The sequence below is a fragment of the Thiothrix fructosivorans genome, assembly GCF_017349355.1.
Taxonomy (GTDB): Bacteria; Pseudomonadota; Gammaproteobacteria; order Thiotrichales; family Thiotrichaceae; genus Thiothrix; species Thiothrix fructosivorans.
In genome coordinates this window covers 686,216-704,983 of sequence record NZ_JAFMPM010000008.1, presented here as the reverse complement: position 1 = coordinate 704,983, position 18,768 = coordinate 686,216, and the positions used below count along the sequence as shown (strand labels likewise).

10 protein-coding genes and 2 CRISPR repeat arrays are annotated in these 18,768 nt (G+C 51.1%); of the genes, 3 read left to right on the top strand and 7 right to left on the bottom strand.

Annotation, left to right across the window (positions count from 1 at the left end; all coding sequences use genetic code 11):
• Positions 1-34: 34 nt before the first annotated feature.
• The 3 genes from map (at position 35) to tnpC (ending at position 9,869) form a co-directional block, all read left to right on the top strand.
• A complete protein-coding gene (gene map, locus J1836_RS17710) occupies positions 35-847 on the top strand; it encodes a type I methionyl aminopeptidase (RefSeq protein ID WP_207252433.1) in 813 nt (270 codons plus the stop codon).
• Positions 844-3,480, top strand: a complete 2,637-nt coding sequence (glnD, locus tag J1836_RS17705) for a [protein-PII] uridylyltransferase (RefSeq protein ID WP_207252432.1) — start codon at positions 844-846, stop codon at positions 3,478-3,480. The genes map and glnD overlap by 4 nt, the downstream gene beginning before the upstream one ends.
• Before the next feature lie 17 nt (positions 3,481-3,497).
• Positions 3,498-8,206: direct repeats of the CRISPR family, unit length 37 nt; unit sequence GTTTCAATCCACTCCCGACTAATAAAGCCGGGAGAAT.
• A gap of 85 nt (positions 8,207-8,291) precedes the next feature.
• Complete coding sequence (tnpC, locus tag J1836_RS17700; RefSeq protein WP_242632653.1) at positions 8,292-9,869, top strand: IS66 family transposase; 1,578 nt, start codon at positions 8,292-8,294, stop codon at positions 9,867-9,869.
• A gap of 20 nt (positions 9,870-9,889) precedes the next feature.
• A CRISPR array of direct repeats spans positions 9,890-12,863; the repeat unit is 37 nt; unit sequence GTTTCAATCCACTCCCGACTAATAAAGCCGGGAGAAT.
• Positions 12,864-13,123: 260 nt separating this feature from the next.
• Here tnpC and cas2 read toward each other — a convergent pair.
• From cas2 to cas5c, 7 genes are all read right to left on the bottom strand, one after another.
• Positions 13,124-13,414, bottom strand: coding sequence for a CRISPR-associated endonuclease Cas2 (gene cas2 / locus J1836_RS17695; RefSeq protein WP_207252431.1), 291 nt, complete (start codon positions 13,412-13,414; stop codon positions 13,124-13,126).
• Between the two features lie 70 nt (positions 13,415-13,484).
• On the bottom strand, positions 13,485-14,519 hold the full coding sequence (gene cas1c, locus J1836_RS17690) for a type I-C CRISPR-associated endonuclease Cas1c (RefSeq protein WP_207252430.1): 1,035 nt from the start codon (positions 14,517-14,519) through the stop codon (positions 13,485-13,487).
• Positions 14,516-15,151, bottom strand: a complete 636-nt coding sequence (gene cas4 / locus J1836_RS17685; protein WP_207252429.1) for a CRISPR-associated protein Cas4 — start codon at positions 15,149-15,151, stop codon at positions 14,516-14,518. Before cas4 ends, cas1c begins: the two co-directional genes overlap by 4 nt.
• The gene (locus J1836_RS17680) at positions 15,148-15,414 is read right to left on the bottom strand and encodes a hypothetical protein (protein ID WP_207252428.1); all 267 of its coding nucleotides are present in this window, start codon (positions 15,412-15,414) and stop codon (positions 15,148-15,150) included. Before J1836_RS17680 ends, cas4 begins: the two co-directional genes overlap by 4 nt.
• A gap of 56 nt (positions 15,415-15,470) precedes the next feature.
• Entirely contained in the window at positions 15,471-16,358 is an 888-nt protein-coding gene (cas7c, locus tag J1836_RS17675; RefSeq protein WP_207252427.1) for a type I-C CRISPR-associated protein Cas7/Csd2, read from the bottom strand.
• Entirely contained in the window at positions 16,355-18,106 is a 1,752-nt protein-coding gene (gene cas8c / locus J1836_RS17670; protein ID WP_207252426.1) for a type I-C CRISPR-associated protein Cas8c/Csd1, read from the bottom strand. Before cas8c ends, cas7c begins: the two co-directional genes overlap by 4 nt.
• Entirely contained in the window at positions 18,103-18,765 is a 663-nt protein-coding gene (cas5c, locus tag J1836_RS17665) for a type I-C CRISPR-associated protein Cas5c (RefSeq protein WP_207252425.1), read from the bottom strand. Before cas5c ends, cas8c begins: the two co-directional genes overlap by 4 nt.
• Positions 18,766-18,768 lie beyond the last annotated feature (3 nt).

Here is an 18,768-nt window from a genome sequence, read left to right as displayed (position 1 = left end):
AAACGCTTTTCAGTGCTACCGGGAACAACCACAAATGGCAAAGACACAACGCGATCAAGCGATTACTATCAAAACAGCCGACGAAATCGCCAAAATGCGCGTAGCAGGCAAACTGGCAGCCGACGTGCTGGATATGATTGCAGAACACGTCAAACCGGGTATCACCACGGATGCGTTGGATAAAATTTGCCATGATTACATTATTAATGTGCAGCAAGCGATTCCAGCCCCGTTAAACTATGGTACACCGCCCTTCCCTAAATCCATCTGTACTTCGCTCAACCACGTCGTGTGTCACGGCATCCCTGGCGACAAAAAACTGAAAAGCGGCGATGCGTTGAATATCGACATTACTGTGATCAAAGACGGCTACCACGGTGACACCAGTAAAATGTTCCACGTTGGCGAACCGACCATTGCAGGCAAACGCTTAAGCCACATCACCCAGCAATGTCTATACCTCGGTATTTTGCAAGTTCGCCCCGGCGCAACCTTTGGCGAGATCGGCAAAGTCATCCAAAAACATGCGCACGCACACCATTACAGCGTAGTCGAAGAATTCTGCGGACACGGCATCGGCAGCCGCTTCCACGAAGCCCCGCAAATCCTGCATTACTACAGCAAAGACAGTGACAAAATCATTATGGAAGCAGGGATGATTTTCACTATCGAACCGATGATCAATCAAGGCAAACGCCACCTCAAAATCCTGCCGGATCAATGGACTGCCGTTACCAAAGACCACAAGCTCTCCGCGCAATGGGAACACACCATACTGGTCACAGAGGACGGCTTTGAGATCCTCACCCTGCGTGAAGAAGAAGCCCATTGGCAAGCAACCCTATGATGCGAGCTAACCCATTACTGGCGATTTACCATGACCTCGTGGCGCGTGATCAGCTCCAAATCGGTGATTACGCCCAAGCGATTCGTGATGCCCGCAAACAGCAAGAAGAAGCCTTCCACGCAGGGCAAGAAATCCGCCGTTTGCTGTTTAATCATGCCGAATTCATCGACAAATTATTGCAGCACCTGTGGCATGAAACAGGCATCGCGCAACACCAGCAAGCCACCCTCATCGCGGTAGGGGGCTACGGTCGACGTGAATTACACCCTGCCTCTGATATTGACTTGCTCATTCTCTTGACGGAAACGCCGGGAGCGGCCTGTGGTGAACGTCTGTCTGCCTTCATCACCCTGCTGTGGGACATCGGTCTGGACGTGGGGCACAGTGTACGTACCCTCGATGAATGCTTGGAAACGGCGCGTAGCGATCAAACCGTTATTACCAACCTGATCGAATCACGCTATTTGTGCGGTAATGAAGCCCTCTTCCAAACCTTGCGGGCGAGTATTACCCCGACACAGATGTGGGATAGCCGCGAATTTTTCCAAGCAAAGGTGGAAGAACAGCAAAAACGTTACGAAAAATTCGGTGATACCTCGCACCGCGTCGAACCCAATCTCAAGGAAGGGCGTGGGGGCTTGCGCGATATTCAAACCATCAGTTGGGTGACACACCGGGAATACGGCACGATGTCCTTGCAAGAACTGCATGAAAAGCGCTTGCTGGAATACGATGAATTTGAAATCTTGCGCGAAGGGCGTTTATTCCTGTGGCGCATCCGCTTTGCCCTGCATATCCTAGCCAAGCGTAAAGAAGATCGGCTGCTATTTGATTACCAACGTAGCCTTGCGCACCTGTTTGGGTATACCGATGACACGGATAACGCCGCCGTGGAAGCCTTTATGCAGCGTTATTACCGCACCATCACCGAGCTGGAACGCTTGAGCGATATACTGATGGGGATTTTCCGCGAACGCATCCTCACCCTGCACCCTGCGCCGCCGGAAATGCTGGGCGAGTGGTATCAAAAGCGCGGCAATTTGATTTCGGTGAATTCGCCGGATGTGTTTGTCATCTACCCCACTGCGCTGCTGGAAATCTTTCTGTTGCTGCAAATGATGCCAGGGGTCACGGGGCTAACGCCGGATACTACGCGCCTCATCCGCCACAACTTGCACCGGATTGATGCCGGTTTCCGCCAGCAAGCACGTCACCGCCAATTGTTCATCCAAATATTGCGCCAGCCCAAAGGCATTACCTTTGTGATGCGTTTGATGAACCGTTACGGCATTTTGGCGGCGTACATCCCCGCTTTCGCTAATATTGTCGGGCGGATGCAATATGACTTGTTCCACATGTACACCGTGGATGAGCATACCCTGCTGGTGGTGCGCAATTTGCGGCGTTACAGCACCGCGATTGGCGCTCAGGAATTGCCGTTGTGCGCGGAAGTGTTCAGAACGTTGCGTGACCCCGAATTGCTGTATCTGGCGGGGCTATTCCACGACATTGCCAAAGGGCGCAAAGGCGATCATTCCGAACTGGGTTCACACGATGCGTATGCGTTTTGCCGCGAACACAGCCTCAATTTGCACGATGCGTCGCTGGTCAGTTGGCTGATTCGCCATCACTTGCTGATGAGCATGACCGCGCAACGCAAAGACATTAGCGACCCCTGCGTTGTGCAAGAGTTTGCGGGCATTGTCGCCTCGCAAAGCCGCTTAGATTGCTTATTTTTGCTGACGGTGGCAGATATTCGTGGCACAAACCCTAAGTTGTGGAATAGCTGGAAACAGGCATTGCTGCATGAGTTATACCATTCGACGCGGCGCTTGCTGAGTAATCGCACCGTGCAATCGCACGAAAGCACCTTGCTGATTGAGGAAAAACGCAATGCTGCGTTAGAGCAATTGTTGCAAGAAGGCTTTACGGAAACCGAGTGTTTGACGTTATGGCATAAACTGGGCGCGGATTATCACCTGCAACATTCGGTGGAATCGGTGCTGTGGCATACCCGTCATATCCTCACGGAAGCGCCGCTTAGAACGCCGTTGATTCATATCCGCCGCACCCTTTCCGGCAGCAGCAATGTCTTGTTTGTCTACAGCCGCGACCGCGATGACTTGTTTTCACGCGTGGTTTCGTCATTGGAACAGCTTAACCTCAACGTTGTGCAGGCGCGGATTGTGTCGACCACGGACGGCTTCGACCTGTATACCCTGCACATCCTTGGCTCTGACAACCAATTGATTATCAGCGATACCGATCAGCAGCACATTATCCAAACCATGACGGAAAATTTGGAGCGCGAAAAACCCTATTACTCAACGCACCGCAAGCCGCGCATTTTGCGCAATTTCGACGTAGCGACGCGCATTCACTTCAGCCAGCAACCAGAAAAAAACCTGACGCTGATTGAAATCAATACGGGCGATATGCCGGGGCTGCTCTCACGACTCGGCGAAGCGATGGATGGGTTGGGTATACGGGTGCATAACGCTCGCATTAATACGCTGGGGGAACAGGCGCAGGATATTTTCTACGTCACCACGCGGGATTGCTACATGATCACCGATGAAGTACAACAAACACAGATCCGGCAAGCGTTGGAGCGGGCATTGCAGGTGAGTTGATTTTGCTCCCGACCAACGTTTCAATCCACTCCCGACTAATAAAGCCGGGAGAATGAGAACGATGATACCGGTATTGGTATTTTCTCAAAGTTTCAATCCACTCCCGACTAATAAAGCCGGGAGAATCCGCCGATTGACCAAATCCGCCGTTGGTTACTGGTGTTTCAATCCACTCCCGACTAATAAAGCCGGGAGAATGAGCTAGGGATAACGCCAGCGCAACGGTTTGACCCTGTTTCAATCCACTCCCGACTAATAAAGCCGGGAGAATGGTACTACCTGAGGTGTATGTGTATGGATAAGTGGTTTCAATCCACTCCCGACTAATAAAGCCGGGAGAATCTTGCCAATGTCTAACGGTCAATACGTTGTACCCTTGTTTCAATCCACTCCCGACTAATAAAGCCGGGAGAATAGTATTATGGCTCGGAGAACGTCGCATATACGGAGTTTCAATCCACTCCCGACTAATAAAGCCGGGAGAATTCGGTTTTCATGCTCATAAATTAACCCCTCGCAGGTGTTTCAATCCACTCCCGACTAATAAAGCCGGGAGAATCGTAGTCCTCGGTTTAAAGAACACTCTCAGGGTGTTTCAATCCACTCCCGACTAATAAAGCCGGGAGAATGTACCAGTTTTGAGAGTGTGCCATCCGTGTTAACGTTTCAATCCACTCCCGACTAATAAAGCCGGGAGAATGGTTTATTGCCCAACGTTTAGCGAGTGTTGGGATAGGTTTCAATCCACTCCCGACTAATAAAGCCGGGAGAATCGTAGTCCTCGGTTTAAAGAACACTCTCAGGGTGTTTCAATCCACTCCCGACTAATAAAGCCGGGAGAATGCGATTATGGCAAGCAATGCCAATGCCACAGATTGTGTTTCAATCCACTCCCGACTAATAAAGCCGGGAGAATGTTAAAGCAGCCGTGGCGCAGCAGGCGATGGAAGTTTCAATCCACTCCCGACTAATAAAGCCGGGAGAATTAGTATGTCGTATGACGTGCGGTTGTCCACTTACGGTTTCAATCCACTCCCGACTAATAAAGCCGGGAGAATAACCATTGTGAGCAGTCGCGAATATCCCAAAATATGTTTCAATCCACTCCCGACTAATAAAGCCGGGAGAATGTATTTACACGTACACCTTGCAGCTCATGCCAGTTGTTTCAATCCACTCCCGACTAATAAAGCCGGGAGAATGTGGCGCGAATATGCTAATCTGTGTATGCTAGGTGTTTCAATCCACTCCCGACTAATAAAGCCGGGAGAATATTATGTTCCTTAGAGCATATATGCTATGCACAGATGTTTCAATCCACTCCCGACTAATAAAGCCGGGAGAATTGAGGATGGAGTAGGCAAGTTCCTCCGTACTCCAGTTTCAATCCACTCCCGACTAATAAAGCCGGGAGAATCCTTGTCATGGTGATGTGTGGATTGAGTATTCCGAGGTTTCAATCCACTCCCGACTAATAAAGCCGGGAGAATATTGGCTATGTAACGGCTGGGCTGCTGGATTTGCTGGTTTCAATCCACTCCCGACTAATAAAGCCGGGAGAATTTCATTAGCGTGGCGTTTGTCGCTATGTTGGCATGTTTCAATCCACTCCCGACTAATAAAGCCGGGAGAATCTTAAATCCAAGCTGGCTGCAATGCAGTCTACAGTCGTTTCAATCCACTCCCGACTAATAAAGCCGGGAGAATCGCCCAACACCAACATCATCCACATCGCGCCATTGTTTCAATCCACTCCCGACTAATAAAGCCGGGAGAATAACAAGGCGTGGGCGGACTTAGCCAGATCATGGCAGTTTCAATCCACTCCCGACTAATAAAGCCGGGAGAATATTGGCGCAATCGGATACCCTCGGTATGCACAGGTGTTTCAATCCACTCCCGACTAATAAAGCCGGGAGAATGTAACTTGCCATCGCTGTGAAGCGTTGTAATAGTGTTTCAATCCACTCCCGACTAATAAAGCCGGGAGAATTAAAAGAATTGATGACTAAAGAATCAATTCAAAAAGTTTCAATCCACTCCCGACTAATAAAGCCGGGAGAATTGCATAACGCAACGGGGAAGGCACTGCTGCTGCGTGTTTCAATCCACTCCCGACTAATAAAGCCGGGAGAATGTAGGGTAAGCCGTGGTGATACAGCAAAGACGGTGTTTCAATCCACTCCCGACTAATAAAGCCGGGAGAATCCTGCTACACGCAAGCCACAACTTAACCAGTCGGTTTCAATCCACTCCCGACTAATAAAGCCGGGAGAATGGTGGTTTTATCGCGGTTTGCTTTAGGCAAACTCAAGTTTCAATCCACTCCCGACTAATAAAGCCGGGAGAATTAGGCTGGCACAATCAAGAGCGGGCGATTACTGAGGTTTCAATCCACTCCCGACTAATAAAGCCGGGAGAATTCTCTTATCTTGTTGCGCACCAATATCGCACGCTCGTTTCAATCCACTCCCGACTAATAAAGCCGGGAGAATGTACTGTTACGTTCCGGGGTTATTACGTGATCCTCTGTTTCAATCCACTCCCGACTAATAAAGCCGGGAGAATGCAGACCGCTGATAACGTTTCGCTTACAAAACGGGTTTCAATCCACTCCCGACTAATAAAGCCGGGAGAATGTCGCCTGAACCTAATGTCTCACAGACAACGAACGTTTCAATCCACTCCCGACTAATAAAGCCGGGAGAATGTATCTAGCGACATATCGTTATCAACGTCACCGAAGTTTCAATCCACTCCCGACTAATAAAGCCGGGAGAATGCAGACAAAGCACGAATGGAAGCAGCATGGGATGTTTCAATCCACTCCCGACTAATAAAGCCGGGAGAATCAGACCAACCACAACCAAGGTTGCTACGGCGATCAGTTTCAATCCACTCCCGACTAATAAAGCCGGGAGAATGCCATCCCGATCACCGCATTACCGATGGGCACAGGGTTTCAATCCACTCCCGACTAATAAAGCCGGGAGAATGCAGAGCTTTGATCCTTCGATCATTTTCCCACGGTTTCAATCCACTCCCGACTAATAAAGCCGGGAGAATTGAACACGGCATAGTACAAAAAACCATTAAACCTGTTTCAATCCACTCCCGACTAATAAAGCCGGGAGAATACGGTGCCATGTTCCAGCGCAAAGGGGATATGTTGTTTCAATCCACTCCCGACTAATAAAGCCGGGAGAATCCGTAAGAGCGCCTGCACATGCCACTAAGCTGGTGGTTTCAATCCACTCCCGACTAATAAAGCCGGGAGAATCTCGCAGGCGCATACCCAAGGTGCGTAAGGCAGTCAGTTTCAATCCACTCCCGACTAATAAAGCCGGGAGAATGTGTACACAGAATGCTGGGTATGCGCTGAAACGCTGGGGTTTCAATCCACTCCCGACTAATAAAGCCGGGAGAATGAGATTTTTGAATCAAACAAACTTGCTCACTGGGTTTCAATCCACTCCCGACTAATAAAGCCGGGAGAATACGCACCCACGGGGCCGCCAACCAAGGTCAGCACGGTTTCAATCCACTCCCGACTAATAAAGCCGGGAGAATACGCACCCACGGGGCCGCCAACCAAGGTCAGCACGGTTTCAATCCACTCCCGACTAATAAAGCCGGGAGAATCTTGGATGCACAAGCGCATGTCCGAGTTCCATTTATGTTTCAATCCACTCCCGACTAATAAAGCCGGGAGAATTATCAAGCAACCATTGATTCGACCACTGAGTCGCTGTTTCAATCCACTCCCGACTAATAAAGCCGGGAGAATACTACCGTTTAATTTTTCTCTACCCAATCTGAAACTGTTTCAATCCACTCCCGACTAATAAAGCCGGGAGAATGCTTGTCAGGCTTGACGGTAAGCGTTGTTACAGTTGTTTCAATCCACTCCCGACTAATAAAGCCGGGAGAATCCACGTTAGCCATTATCCCATAGCAGGCGGCTTTAGTTTCAATCCACTCCCGACTAATAAAGCCGGGAGAATGCATTGGCAAGCGTAGCAATGCTGATCTGGTGCGTGTTTCAATCCACTCCCGACTAATAAAGCCGGGAGAATGTACCAGCCGAAGACCTATTGCACCTGTTTCATTCGGTTTCAATCCACTCCCGACTAATAAAGCCGGGAGAATCGCCGTTGAAATGGACGCTGTGGAAGTCGATATTATCGTTTCAATCCACTCCCGACTAATAAAGCCGGGAGAATGCCTCTGACGCGCTCATCAAGGTTGATGACTACGTTGTTTCAATCCACTCCCGACTAATAAAGCCGGGAGAATTAGTCGTTGTATTTTGGGTGGGTTTGGTGGCGGTCGTTTCAATCCACTCCCGACTAATAAAGCCGGGAGAATATGAGCTGGCGGCAGAGATGGAAAAAGCCGACCGCGTTTCAATCCACTCCCGACTAATAAAGCCGGGAGAATCTGCATTTGCTCGACCAGTGCCAACGCACCGGGGGTTTCAATCCACTCCCGACTAATAAAGCCGGGAGAATTGTACGCACTGCAATTCGAGGGCATGGACGGCGAAGTTTCAATCCACTCCCGACTAATAAAGCCGGGAGAATGGACGATCTTGCCAAGCATTTTGGGCTTTCCCCTGTTTCAATCCACTCCCGACTAATAAAGCCGGGAGAATATCCTGCCGTGCGGTTGGTGTACCCAACTGCGGGAGTTTCAATCCACTCCCGACTAATAAAGCCGGGAGAATCGCAAGGCAACCTCTGCCAACACCACCCCCGGTAACTGAACAGTCCCCCCTTACCCAAACGCACTAAATTTGCGACACTCCCCCGATGACCCAACAACTGAAAGACCACAGCCTCAAACAGCTTAACAGCCAGTACCTTGCCAAGCTCACGCCGGAGGAACTGCTGCACCTGTCGACCAAGTTGTTGCATGACCTGAAAGAAGCGCGGGAACAGATCAACCAAAACTCCAACAACTCCTCCAAACCACCCAGCAGCGGTTTCCCGTGGGAAACGTCACCCAAAACGGTGGCTTTGCCCGAAACAGAAGGGGTGGGTGCAGCCAGAGGAAAGCCAACCCCGGAACCAGAAGCTGTGGCGGGCACAAAGCCAGCCCAACCAGCCAAACGCAAAGCGGGTAAACAACCCGGCGCACCGGGTTATGGTCGGGTATGGCATCCGCCCATCAATGCAGACGAACACCATTACCCCAGCCGATGTGAAGCCTGTGGCAGGTCCCTGGATGCGGCTGTCTCCCGTATTTATACCGCCTATGACAGTGTGGACATCCAGTTTGGCACGGATGGGAACCCCGGACTGACCGTCATCACCACCCGCCACCACCTTCACGATAGCGTATGCACCTGCGGTCATGTGAGCCGCCATATCCCGCATCGCCAAGCTCCCGACCCGTTATACCCGGAGGTTGATGTGGGCGAGTGGCGGCTGATTGGGGGCAATCTGGCGGCACTTATTGTCCACCTACGGCTGCGCTCACGCTTGTCACTGCGTGGCACACAAGAACTGTTGCGGGAGGTGTTGGGCATTCCCCTAAGTGTCGGGGTGTTGCAGCAATGTTTTGAGGAAGCAGCCGCGAGTGCTTCTCCATTGGAAGATGCCTTGGTGGAAGGGCTGTTGGCAGAAGCCACCGCTGACGGCGGGGTGCTGTATATTGATGAAACCTCTTGGAAAGAGCGTGGCGAAGCCCTGTGGCTATGGACATTCGTCACCACCCTCAGCGTTTGTTTCTACGTAGGGCAGCGCACCATTGAAATGCTCGACAACGTGATTAGCCCCCACTTTGGGGGCTGGCTGATGAGTGATGGCTATGCCGCTTACCGCCACCACCCCAAACGCTTGCGTTGCTGGGCGCACCTGATCCGCAAAGCCCGTGGGCTGGCAGAATCACTGGACAAAGACGGGCGGACGTTTGGCAACTTCACCCTCGCTTGGCTGAGGGTATTACAGGACGACATTTACGCTTGGCGGGCAGCAGGCGGCACGGTGGGGACGCAAACCGACGTGATCCGTCAACGCCATCAGGCAAAACTCCTGGAATTCAGGGCATTATGCTTGATCCATGCCGTATCTGCCCATGACAAGACGGCGGCACTGGCGAAAGAGTTCATCAATGATTGGGATGCCATTTTCCGAATCCTTGACCACCCGTGGCTTCCCTTGACCAATAATGAGGCTGAGCGGGCGTTGCGCCATTGGGTGATCCTGCGCAAAACCAACCATGGCACAAAGAGTGCTACGGGGAGCCGTGCGTTTGCCATGCTGGCCAGCATCATCGGTACTTGCCGCAAACGTGGACAGTCTGCCTTGGCTTATCTTGCCAGTGTTATTACCGCTGCCCGCGCTGGCTTTGCCCTGCCCGCTTTACCGCAAGGGGTGGGGATGTGATCAATTACCACCCCCGTGGTGTTTCAATCCACTCCCGACTAATAAAGCCGGGAGAATTGACAAGCCGCTGATCTTCACCTTTGACCAGCACATGTTTCAATCCACTCCCGACTAATAAAGCCGGGAGAATGGGTCAGGTCGTGCCGATGAACAAGATGCAGCGCGTTTCAATCCACTCCCGACTAATAAAGCCGGGAGAATAGCAATACGCCGCTGAAAGCCTGCAATGGCTCATGGTTTCAATCCACTCCCGACTAATAAAGCCGGGAGAATGCTGGACGGAGGGCTTGCAGGCGCGGAAGCGGAGTTTCAATCCACTCCCGACTAATAAAGCCGGGAGAATGCAGGCGCGACTCTAACCAAGCACCCAAGGCTGGTTTCAATCCACTCCCGACTAATAAAGCCGGGAGAATTCTACCCGCTTTGGTGGCGGTGGCGGTGTCTTGCTGTTTCAATCCACTCCCGACTAATAAAGCCGGGAGAATATTTGGTCTGGACAGTGGGGTTATTGGTGGAGAGCGTTTCAATCCACTCCCGACTAATAAAGCCGGGAGAATGCTGCACCCTCTTCACGAGTAGACAGTATTTCATCTGTTTCAATCCACTCCCGACTAATAAAGCCGGGAGAATTCCTGCGGTCATTGATCACCTGAAAGGCATTGTGTTTCAATCCACTCCCGACTAATAAAGCCGGGAGAATGCATCCGTGATTTTTAACACGCTGATGGATGACTGGTTTCAATCCACTCCCGACTAATAAAGCCGGGAGAATGCAAATACAGCGACTCGCCGAACTCAGCCGTTGCAGTTTCAATCCACTCCCGACTAATAAAGCCGGGAGAATATACCAAACAAGCCCGCACGGGGCGGGCTTCTTTGTTTCAATCCACTCCCGACTAATAAAGCCGGGAGAATTGATTACTCGACAGTTGGCACGAGCTTTTCTTGCAGGTTTCAATCCACTCCCGACTAATAAAGCCGGGAGAATTGCGCCGCTATATCTGCGGGATTGGCACGGCGTTGTTTCAATCCACTCCCGACTAATAAAGCCGGGAGAATGTGATTTCTGGCGCATCCAGCGCAATTTTCAGGGTTTCAATCCACTCCCGACTAATAAAGCCGGGAGAATCCCAACTCATATTGGAGAGGGCAGCACGCGCTGCCGTGTTTCAATCCACTCCCGACTAATAAAGCCGGGAGAATACGCAAATCTAGTCGCACTCCGTGCATTCCGCGATGTTTCAATCCACTCCCGACTAATAAAGCCGGGAGAATACTACAACCACGGATTCAAGGTCGAGCTACGCGCCGTTTCAATCCACTCCCGACTAATAAAGCCGGGAGAATGGGGGCCATTACGGTGACGTTCGCTCAAGAGATCAAGGTTTCAATCCACTCCCGACTAATAAAGCCGGGAGAATATTTTTATCTGCGTGACAACCAGTTGAGCGCTAGTTTCAATCCACTCCCGACTAATAAAGCCGGGAGAATGGCCCTGACTATTGGCGTAAAAAATACGATGTTGTTTCAATCCACTCCCGACTAATAAAGCCGGGAGAATTCGCCAGATTGGGGCGACGTTCCACTTTGCACGGGTTTCAATCCACTCCCGACTAATAAAGCCGGGAGAATCCTTATAACAATGCCGTCCCGTGTCATTAATGCTCATGTTTCAATCCACTCCCGACTAATAAAGCCGGGAGAATGAAACCCTGATGATGATGCACAAGTCGTTGTACAAGTTTCAATCCACTCCCGACTAATAAAGCCGGGAGAATCGTGTGTTCAGTCATCGTGTTACCGGGCCATGCGGTGTTTCAATCCACTCCCGACTAATAAAGCCGGGAGAATTGCGCTCTTGCAGTGCCAGCACCACCCGCGCCCTGTTTCAATCCACTCCCGACTAATAAAGCCGGGAGAATTGTGGAATTCACACACTTCGGTACAGCCCCGCTTGTTTCAATCCACTCCCGACTAATAAAGCCGGGAGAATTCGACCCTGCCAAAATAGCCAGTTGGTTTTCCGGGTTTCAATCCACTCCCGACTAATAAAGCCGGGAGAATCACCGCCTTCGCTGATTCATTCAGGGTTTTCGCTGTTTCAATCCACTCCCGACTAATAAAGCCGGGAGAATGCCGACAATACCGTTAAATACCTCGGCACCGGCGTTTCAATCCACTCCCGACTAATAAAGCCGGGAGAATATCCTTGGGAATATTCACTGATTCGCTTTGGATGTTTCAATCCACTCCCGACTAATAAAGCCGGGAGAATGGTCCTTCCACGCGTATTCCCCAGCTTTGGTGTGTTTCAATCCACTCCCGACTAATAAAGCCGGGAGAATAGCAAAATAAGGACATTCATTTAGACGAATTGATGTTTCAATCCACTCCCGACTAATAAAGCCGGGAGAATATCACTATCGCCAGACCAATCGCATGAGTTACATTGTTTCAATCCACTCCCGACTAATAAAGCCGGGAGAATGTGCTTGTTCAATTTCACTTTTCATCCCCATATCGTGTTTCAATCCACTCCCGACTAATAAAGCCGGGAGAATAGCAAAATAAGGACATTCATTTAGACGAATTGATGTTTCAATCCACTCCCGACTAATAAAGCCGGGAGAATGCAAAATATCACCGACTGGCGGCAAAACTTGCGAAAGTTTCAATCCACTCCCGACTAATAAAGCCGGGAGAATACGCACGCGCCTACGCTGCCGGGGTGATGAGCGGTGTTTCAATCCACTCCCGACTAATAAAGCCGGGAGAATATACCAATAGCATCCAAGTAAGCCCAGACGAATACGGCGTTTCAATCCACTCCCGACTAATAAAGCCGGGAGAATGCTAGCCGAGCACGAAAACGGGGTGCATCGCACAGTTTCAATCCACTCCCGACTAATAAAGCCGGGAGAATCGCAGCAACCCGTCGCGCCGCCACTTTACTGATAGTTTCAATCCACTCCCGACTAATAAAGCCGGGAGAATCGCCCAAGTGTAAGGGCATAAAATATAAGAGATTTTTGACGAGATTGCGCGAACCGATCAGGCGGGGATGAGAGGGATGGGTCGCGGCGAGGGTTCATGGTTTCATTCCAAGTAAAATCAACAAGTTATGATCCCGCGAAACCCCCAGCGAATTCGCCATCGCTACGGGTTCGCGCAATACACGTCAGCGCCAATTATACCATAAACTCACAAGTTGTGCGCTAGGATTATGATCTACAACGCATTTCCACAAGCGCCAATCACAAAATCAACGGCGCATCAAAGTCAGTCGCCCGAAACTTACCAAACTCCTTCACGTTCTTGGTCAGCGGCTCAGTCAAACGGTAAATCCGCAAATTATCCTCCGTCAGACTGATTTCCTTCAGCAGCGCATCCTGCAAAATTTCCAGCGTCATCGCATCCACCTTGCACTCAAACACCGACTTCTGCACCCGCTGCCCATAATTCTGGCAAACCTTCGCCACGCGCCGCAAGCGCTTCCGCCCCGCCGCCTCCAACGTAGAAACATCATAACTCACCAAAACCAACATCGCTCACTCCACAAAAAAGCCCCTTCACCCCTTGTGGGGGAAGGGGTTGGGGATGGGGGGAATTCTTCACTCATTTGTTAAAGAACGGGATATATGCCTCTACATCCCCGCGCAAATACCGCGCCAACATCCGCGCCTGAAGCAACGGCAGTAACCCAATCTCCACCTGCGACTCCAACACCGGATGCTGCAAGGTTTCCTTTTTACGCTCCTGATACGCCAAAATCACCGTTTTGCGCCCCGTATCATTCAACATCACCGCACCACCGGGGCGAAAATCAAAATCCTTCTGGCGCAACTGCCCACGATTGATCAACGTCAACGCCAGCCGATCCCCCAGCACCGCCCGAAACTCCTCCAACAAATCCAACGCCAACGCCGGGCGACCGGGGCGCACCACATGGAAAAATCCCAACTGCGGATCAAGCCCCACCGTCTCCAACGCACTGCGGCAATCATTCAGCAACAACGCATACAAGAACGAAATCAGCGCATTCACCGTATCCTTCGGCGGACGGCGACTCCGCCCCTTGTACTCAAACTCCTCACGCATCTGCGGCTTAATCATGGTATTGAACTGCTCGAAATACACCCGCGCCGCATCGCCTTCCAGCCCCAACACCGACGCCGCCGATTCCGCATGAGCCAAATTGCGCAAATTGATACCCAGCGACTTCGCCGCCCGCACCAACTGCGCTTTCGCCTCCTCATCCTTGCTATCCCGCGCACTGCGCAACAACACATTGCGGCTATTGCGCAACTTACCCGCAATAAACGCCTTGCTGATCTCCAGCGCAATCTCCACTTTATCCGCTGCCCGAAACTGCGCCTGCCGCAACAAAATATTGCCATTCACCGGGCCTTCCACCCGCGCCTGAAAGCGCCCGTGTTCGCTCAGCCACACGATACTGCGCCCATCCTCCATGCTCCGCGCCATCAACGCTGGGCTAATCGCCACCCGCCCCAGACACACAATCGCCCCCAAATGGTGCAGCGGCACTTGGTGTTTTTTCACCTTCTCCACCGACAACACCAGCGTTTCACCCTCTAGTTTCAGGTACGCCCCATCCGTCGACACATACAAGGTATTGAGTAATTGTTTCACGCATCCCCCTCATCATCCGCGTCATACAAACGCTCATGCAAACGGCGAATACGCCCCCGATTGCCCAACAAATCCGGCTGACAACTGTCCTGCAACGAACATTCCTTACATAACGCCCGCTCATCCACAGGCGGCGGCATCTGCCCCGATTCCAGCAACGCCCGCACCTGCGCAATCAAACCAATGGTGAATTCACGCAATTCCGGCGTAATCGGCACAGCGCGGCGACGACGGCTTTTGTGATGAAAAACCGCCCCTTCCGGCACAGCCTTGCCCGTCATTTCCTCCAAACACAACGCCTGCCCCACCAATTGCACATCGTCGTGCATCTTCTTCTGGCGCGAACCCTGCTTGTATTCGATGGGGTAAGGCGTGCCATCGTCGAGAAATTCCACCGCATCCGCCCTGCCCGTCAGCCCATAACGCTCGCTGTACAACGGCAACGAACGCTCCACCCGCACCCCGTATTCCGTGCCACTTTCACCACTATCCACGCGCTCATGCGCCAAATTGCCGCGCACCGTATGCACATTGTCATCAAACGTCTGTTCCTGATGGATCAACGCACACTGGCGCGGGCAATAGCTGTAGTGTTGCAGCGCCGAAAGCATGATGGGGAGGAGTTCAGTCATCTAAATTTCTCATCCAGATAACGCTGCACATCATGCTTGTAGTTCACTGAACCATCCGCAGGCATAGACAGAATACCGCCTAAGGTTTGCAACAACTTCTGATTTTTTGCCAGTACCTCGTCAGCAGCATTTTGTTCTTGGGCAGTTCCCCAGCTTTCTAGCCAGTCGTGAACTTTCTCTCCATCAATGACCTTACCCACTTTGACTGACTCCAAAGCATCAAGTGTATCTTGCCAGCGTTTCTCATCTTGCTTGCTTGTCATAATGAACACCTCACCATTTCCATTTCAGCATTTTTCAGGTAGCGCAAAGTAGGAAATCAGCCTACCAACTTCAACAGTTCGACACCATTTGGCAAATCAGCCTCATCCACCGTTACGGCATAATCACCGAAGCTACGCGGTACACTGTTTTTGTCTTTCAATTCAGCCTTAATACGCTCAAACAAACTGAACGCCTGCGCATTACCCAACTTGCTTTCATGCTTGAACACATACAAACCACGGGTCGCCATTTCACCACGCGCTGCGGAACGGTCATGCTCGAACATATTGCCGAGTGCTTGCCACAACAGTTCTAAATCACCCTCTGAAAAACCTGTCTGATCGGCTAAATGTGCAGAAACGAAACCGTGCGCAACATACAAACCATACGGCACAGTGAATTTACGCCCCATCGTGCGGTTGTCACCATCCTGCTTTTCCGCTTCTTTTTCCGTTGCTACAGCCATGCGGGTAATGGAATGTTCACTGGCGATAACAGGATCAACCGAACGGGCGAAGGTGATTTGTACCGGCCCACGTACCTGACCGCAGTTCACCCCCGTAGACATGACCGCGCCGAAAGTACGCACGTCAAAGAAGTTATGGCACATCCACTGCCGTGCCTCCTCCACCTTGTCGCCGCCTTTACGTTTCTTGTCATCACCAGCCAACAGTTCAGCACCACCGGGAATAGCTTGATAAGCGCGTTCGTGTTGCTTGTTCAGAATGGCTTTTTCCTTCACGTAGATTTCATACGGCGGCTGTTCTTCTTTCAGTAATCCTATGAAATTGCGGACTTTGCGTTTCAGGCTAACATCCGTCACCAAGCCTTGCCCGGTTTCTGCATCGACACGCGGCAAATTGCCTGCATCCGGGTCGCCATTAGGGTTGCCATCTTTCACATCAAACAGCAGTACGAAGTCATAACGGTTTTGCAGGCTCATAACAATTCTCCTTGTGCCCCAGTCTCAGATTCAGGTTGGGTAGTTTCGGTTTTAGTGTGTTTCTTGAAAAAATCTTGACGCTGGTGGTAGTAACCAATCGCAAAACGCCCTTGATCAGCCAATGGCAAATGGGCTGGGAAATCGACAATGCCGCCCATAATTTCGCCCAACAGCTTTTCAAAGTTGCTGACTCGCCCCTTGTTATCCAGCTTGCTCAAATGATGATTTTTCAACTTCAACAGCGTGGAAAACACAGTGACAGGTGTGGCTGAAGCTGCCCCGTAATAACGGTCACGGATGGTGGCATTGATACCGGGTTGGGCTTCTTCCTGTATTTTTTCCAGCACCGCAAACAGACGACCTAAACGGTAGCCCGTATTTGAATTTTCAAGATCAAGTGACACGGCAAGATTCTCCGTTGGGTTAAGTCGGTTCAAATAGGCTTTGATCAAAGCCGCCCGTGGGTAAGTGACTTCCTGTTCTGCACGGATACGCCGCACAGCCGAAGCCAATAATGTTTGTGGGTAAGGCAAGCCTTCCAGAATGCAGCGGATAACGTCACCCGCTAGATTAGGCGGCACATTTTCCGTTTTACCCAGCAACGCGGTTGATCGTAACAACAACCACAGCGGCAGAAATTCCACATCGCGTTCACTGCGTTCAATCCGTAAATACTCAAAATGATCGACGATACGCTGGCTGACCTCCCGTACTGTTCCCACATGCCAAAAACGGATGCTGATACGCGCCGCATTGGGTGCAAGCCCCAGAATAAAAAAGCGGGTGGTTTCGCCCAATGCAGGATTGCGCCCGTATTCTTGGACAGCTTTGTACAAGGCTTTTACCGCATTGGTATTGCGGTCTGGGTCATCTTTATTGTTATCCGCAGCACCCCATAGCGCGGTGAAATCATCGACCAGCGCATGTTCTTGCTCAGCCCAGAAAACCGTGGAAGCATCACCAACCTGCATCCGTTGCGTAGAATCTTTACTCAGCAAGTGATTCAACGCCGTGGTATAGGCAAAAGCCGCTTCTTTACTGACAGGCGCATTGAAACTCTGACTCTTGCCGTAAGACGTAAACGCATCAAGGTTAAAAGAAATGATGTTCGCACCTGAGCTTTGCGCTCCCCACACACCCTTGATGGAGGGATGCAGACGTTCAATTTCGGCTTGTTCACCCGTCAACAGGCAAGTGGCTTTAGCGTTATCGTCACCGCCTGTACTCATCAACGCTGCTTGAACCTTGCGGCTTTGGCAAACCAGATGCAGTTGCCCTTGCAAACGAAACGTCAGGTTGGGATTGGTGGCAGCAATCTCTTCCCATTGCGGTTGCTGCTGTAACGTTTCGGTATCCAGATTTTCCAGAAAAGCTAATACCGCAGCGATGCCTTCATCCTGTTCCGTAATAGCCAATTGGCGGATACGTTCGGCAAAAGCGGCTTGCTGTTCCTTTACCCGCTCAGGCTTGCCTTTTGTATCAATGCCCAACACATATTCGGCGTTATCCCACAGCAGGTTGGCAGCAACACCGGAGGTTTTCTTGACACCTTGCGGCACACGCTCAGACTTTGCCCGCTTCTTTTTGCCATCACCCGTGCGGGTATCTTCAATCTGCGCCAGTTTGCCATCGGCAGTGACTTCCAGGATGAAGGGAATTTCTTTGTACTCAAATCCGGCGGGGGCTAACGCAGAATCTGCACTGGCTGATTTGCGTTGGTAGTAATCGTAGAGTGCTTGCAGAATCATCCGCGTATCTCCTCGCTGTCCCATGCGGGGACGTGAATCACACCGTCTTGCATTTTTGCCTGAAAGAAGCGCGGCATCGGGTTGGCTGTATCGGCAAAATCCATGTCGTACAACATCCAGCCCAGCTCCCGTGTTTCTGCCAATGGTTGTGTGAGAACTGTTTCGTCTTCAACCAAACGGAAGTCACAGGAAAATTCGCGTGTGCCAAGGTACGGCTGATTGAAACATTGCCCTTTGCTGGCACGGCGTTTAAACATTTCAGCAAACTTGACCGGATTGTTCTCCGGGTTGTTGTCCAGCATTTCAAACTCAGCGTGGAGTCGGTAACGCACATCCCGCAAGAACAAGCCTGCCCGTTGCTGGCGGTCTTCTTCGATATACATACCGAGGTTGCCTTTGCCTTGCTTCATTGCAGACTTGACTGCCCCAGCAGGTACAACCCCTGATACTTCGTTACGGCGCAAGTTGATCCAGCGAATGGGCTTCAGCACTTCAATTTTGCGGATATGCCAACGAATCGCAGGCTTCCACAAGATTGCCTCGAATACGGCACGGGCAGCAGAAGGCGTGATGACATCGTAAGACACACGCTCTACCTTCATTTCCGGTCGGGTGAAACAGGCAAAATCACCTGCTACTTCCAGACAAAACGTTTGCATATT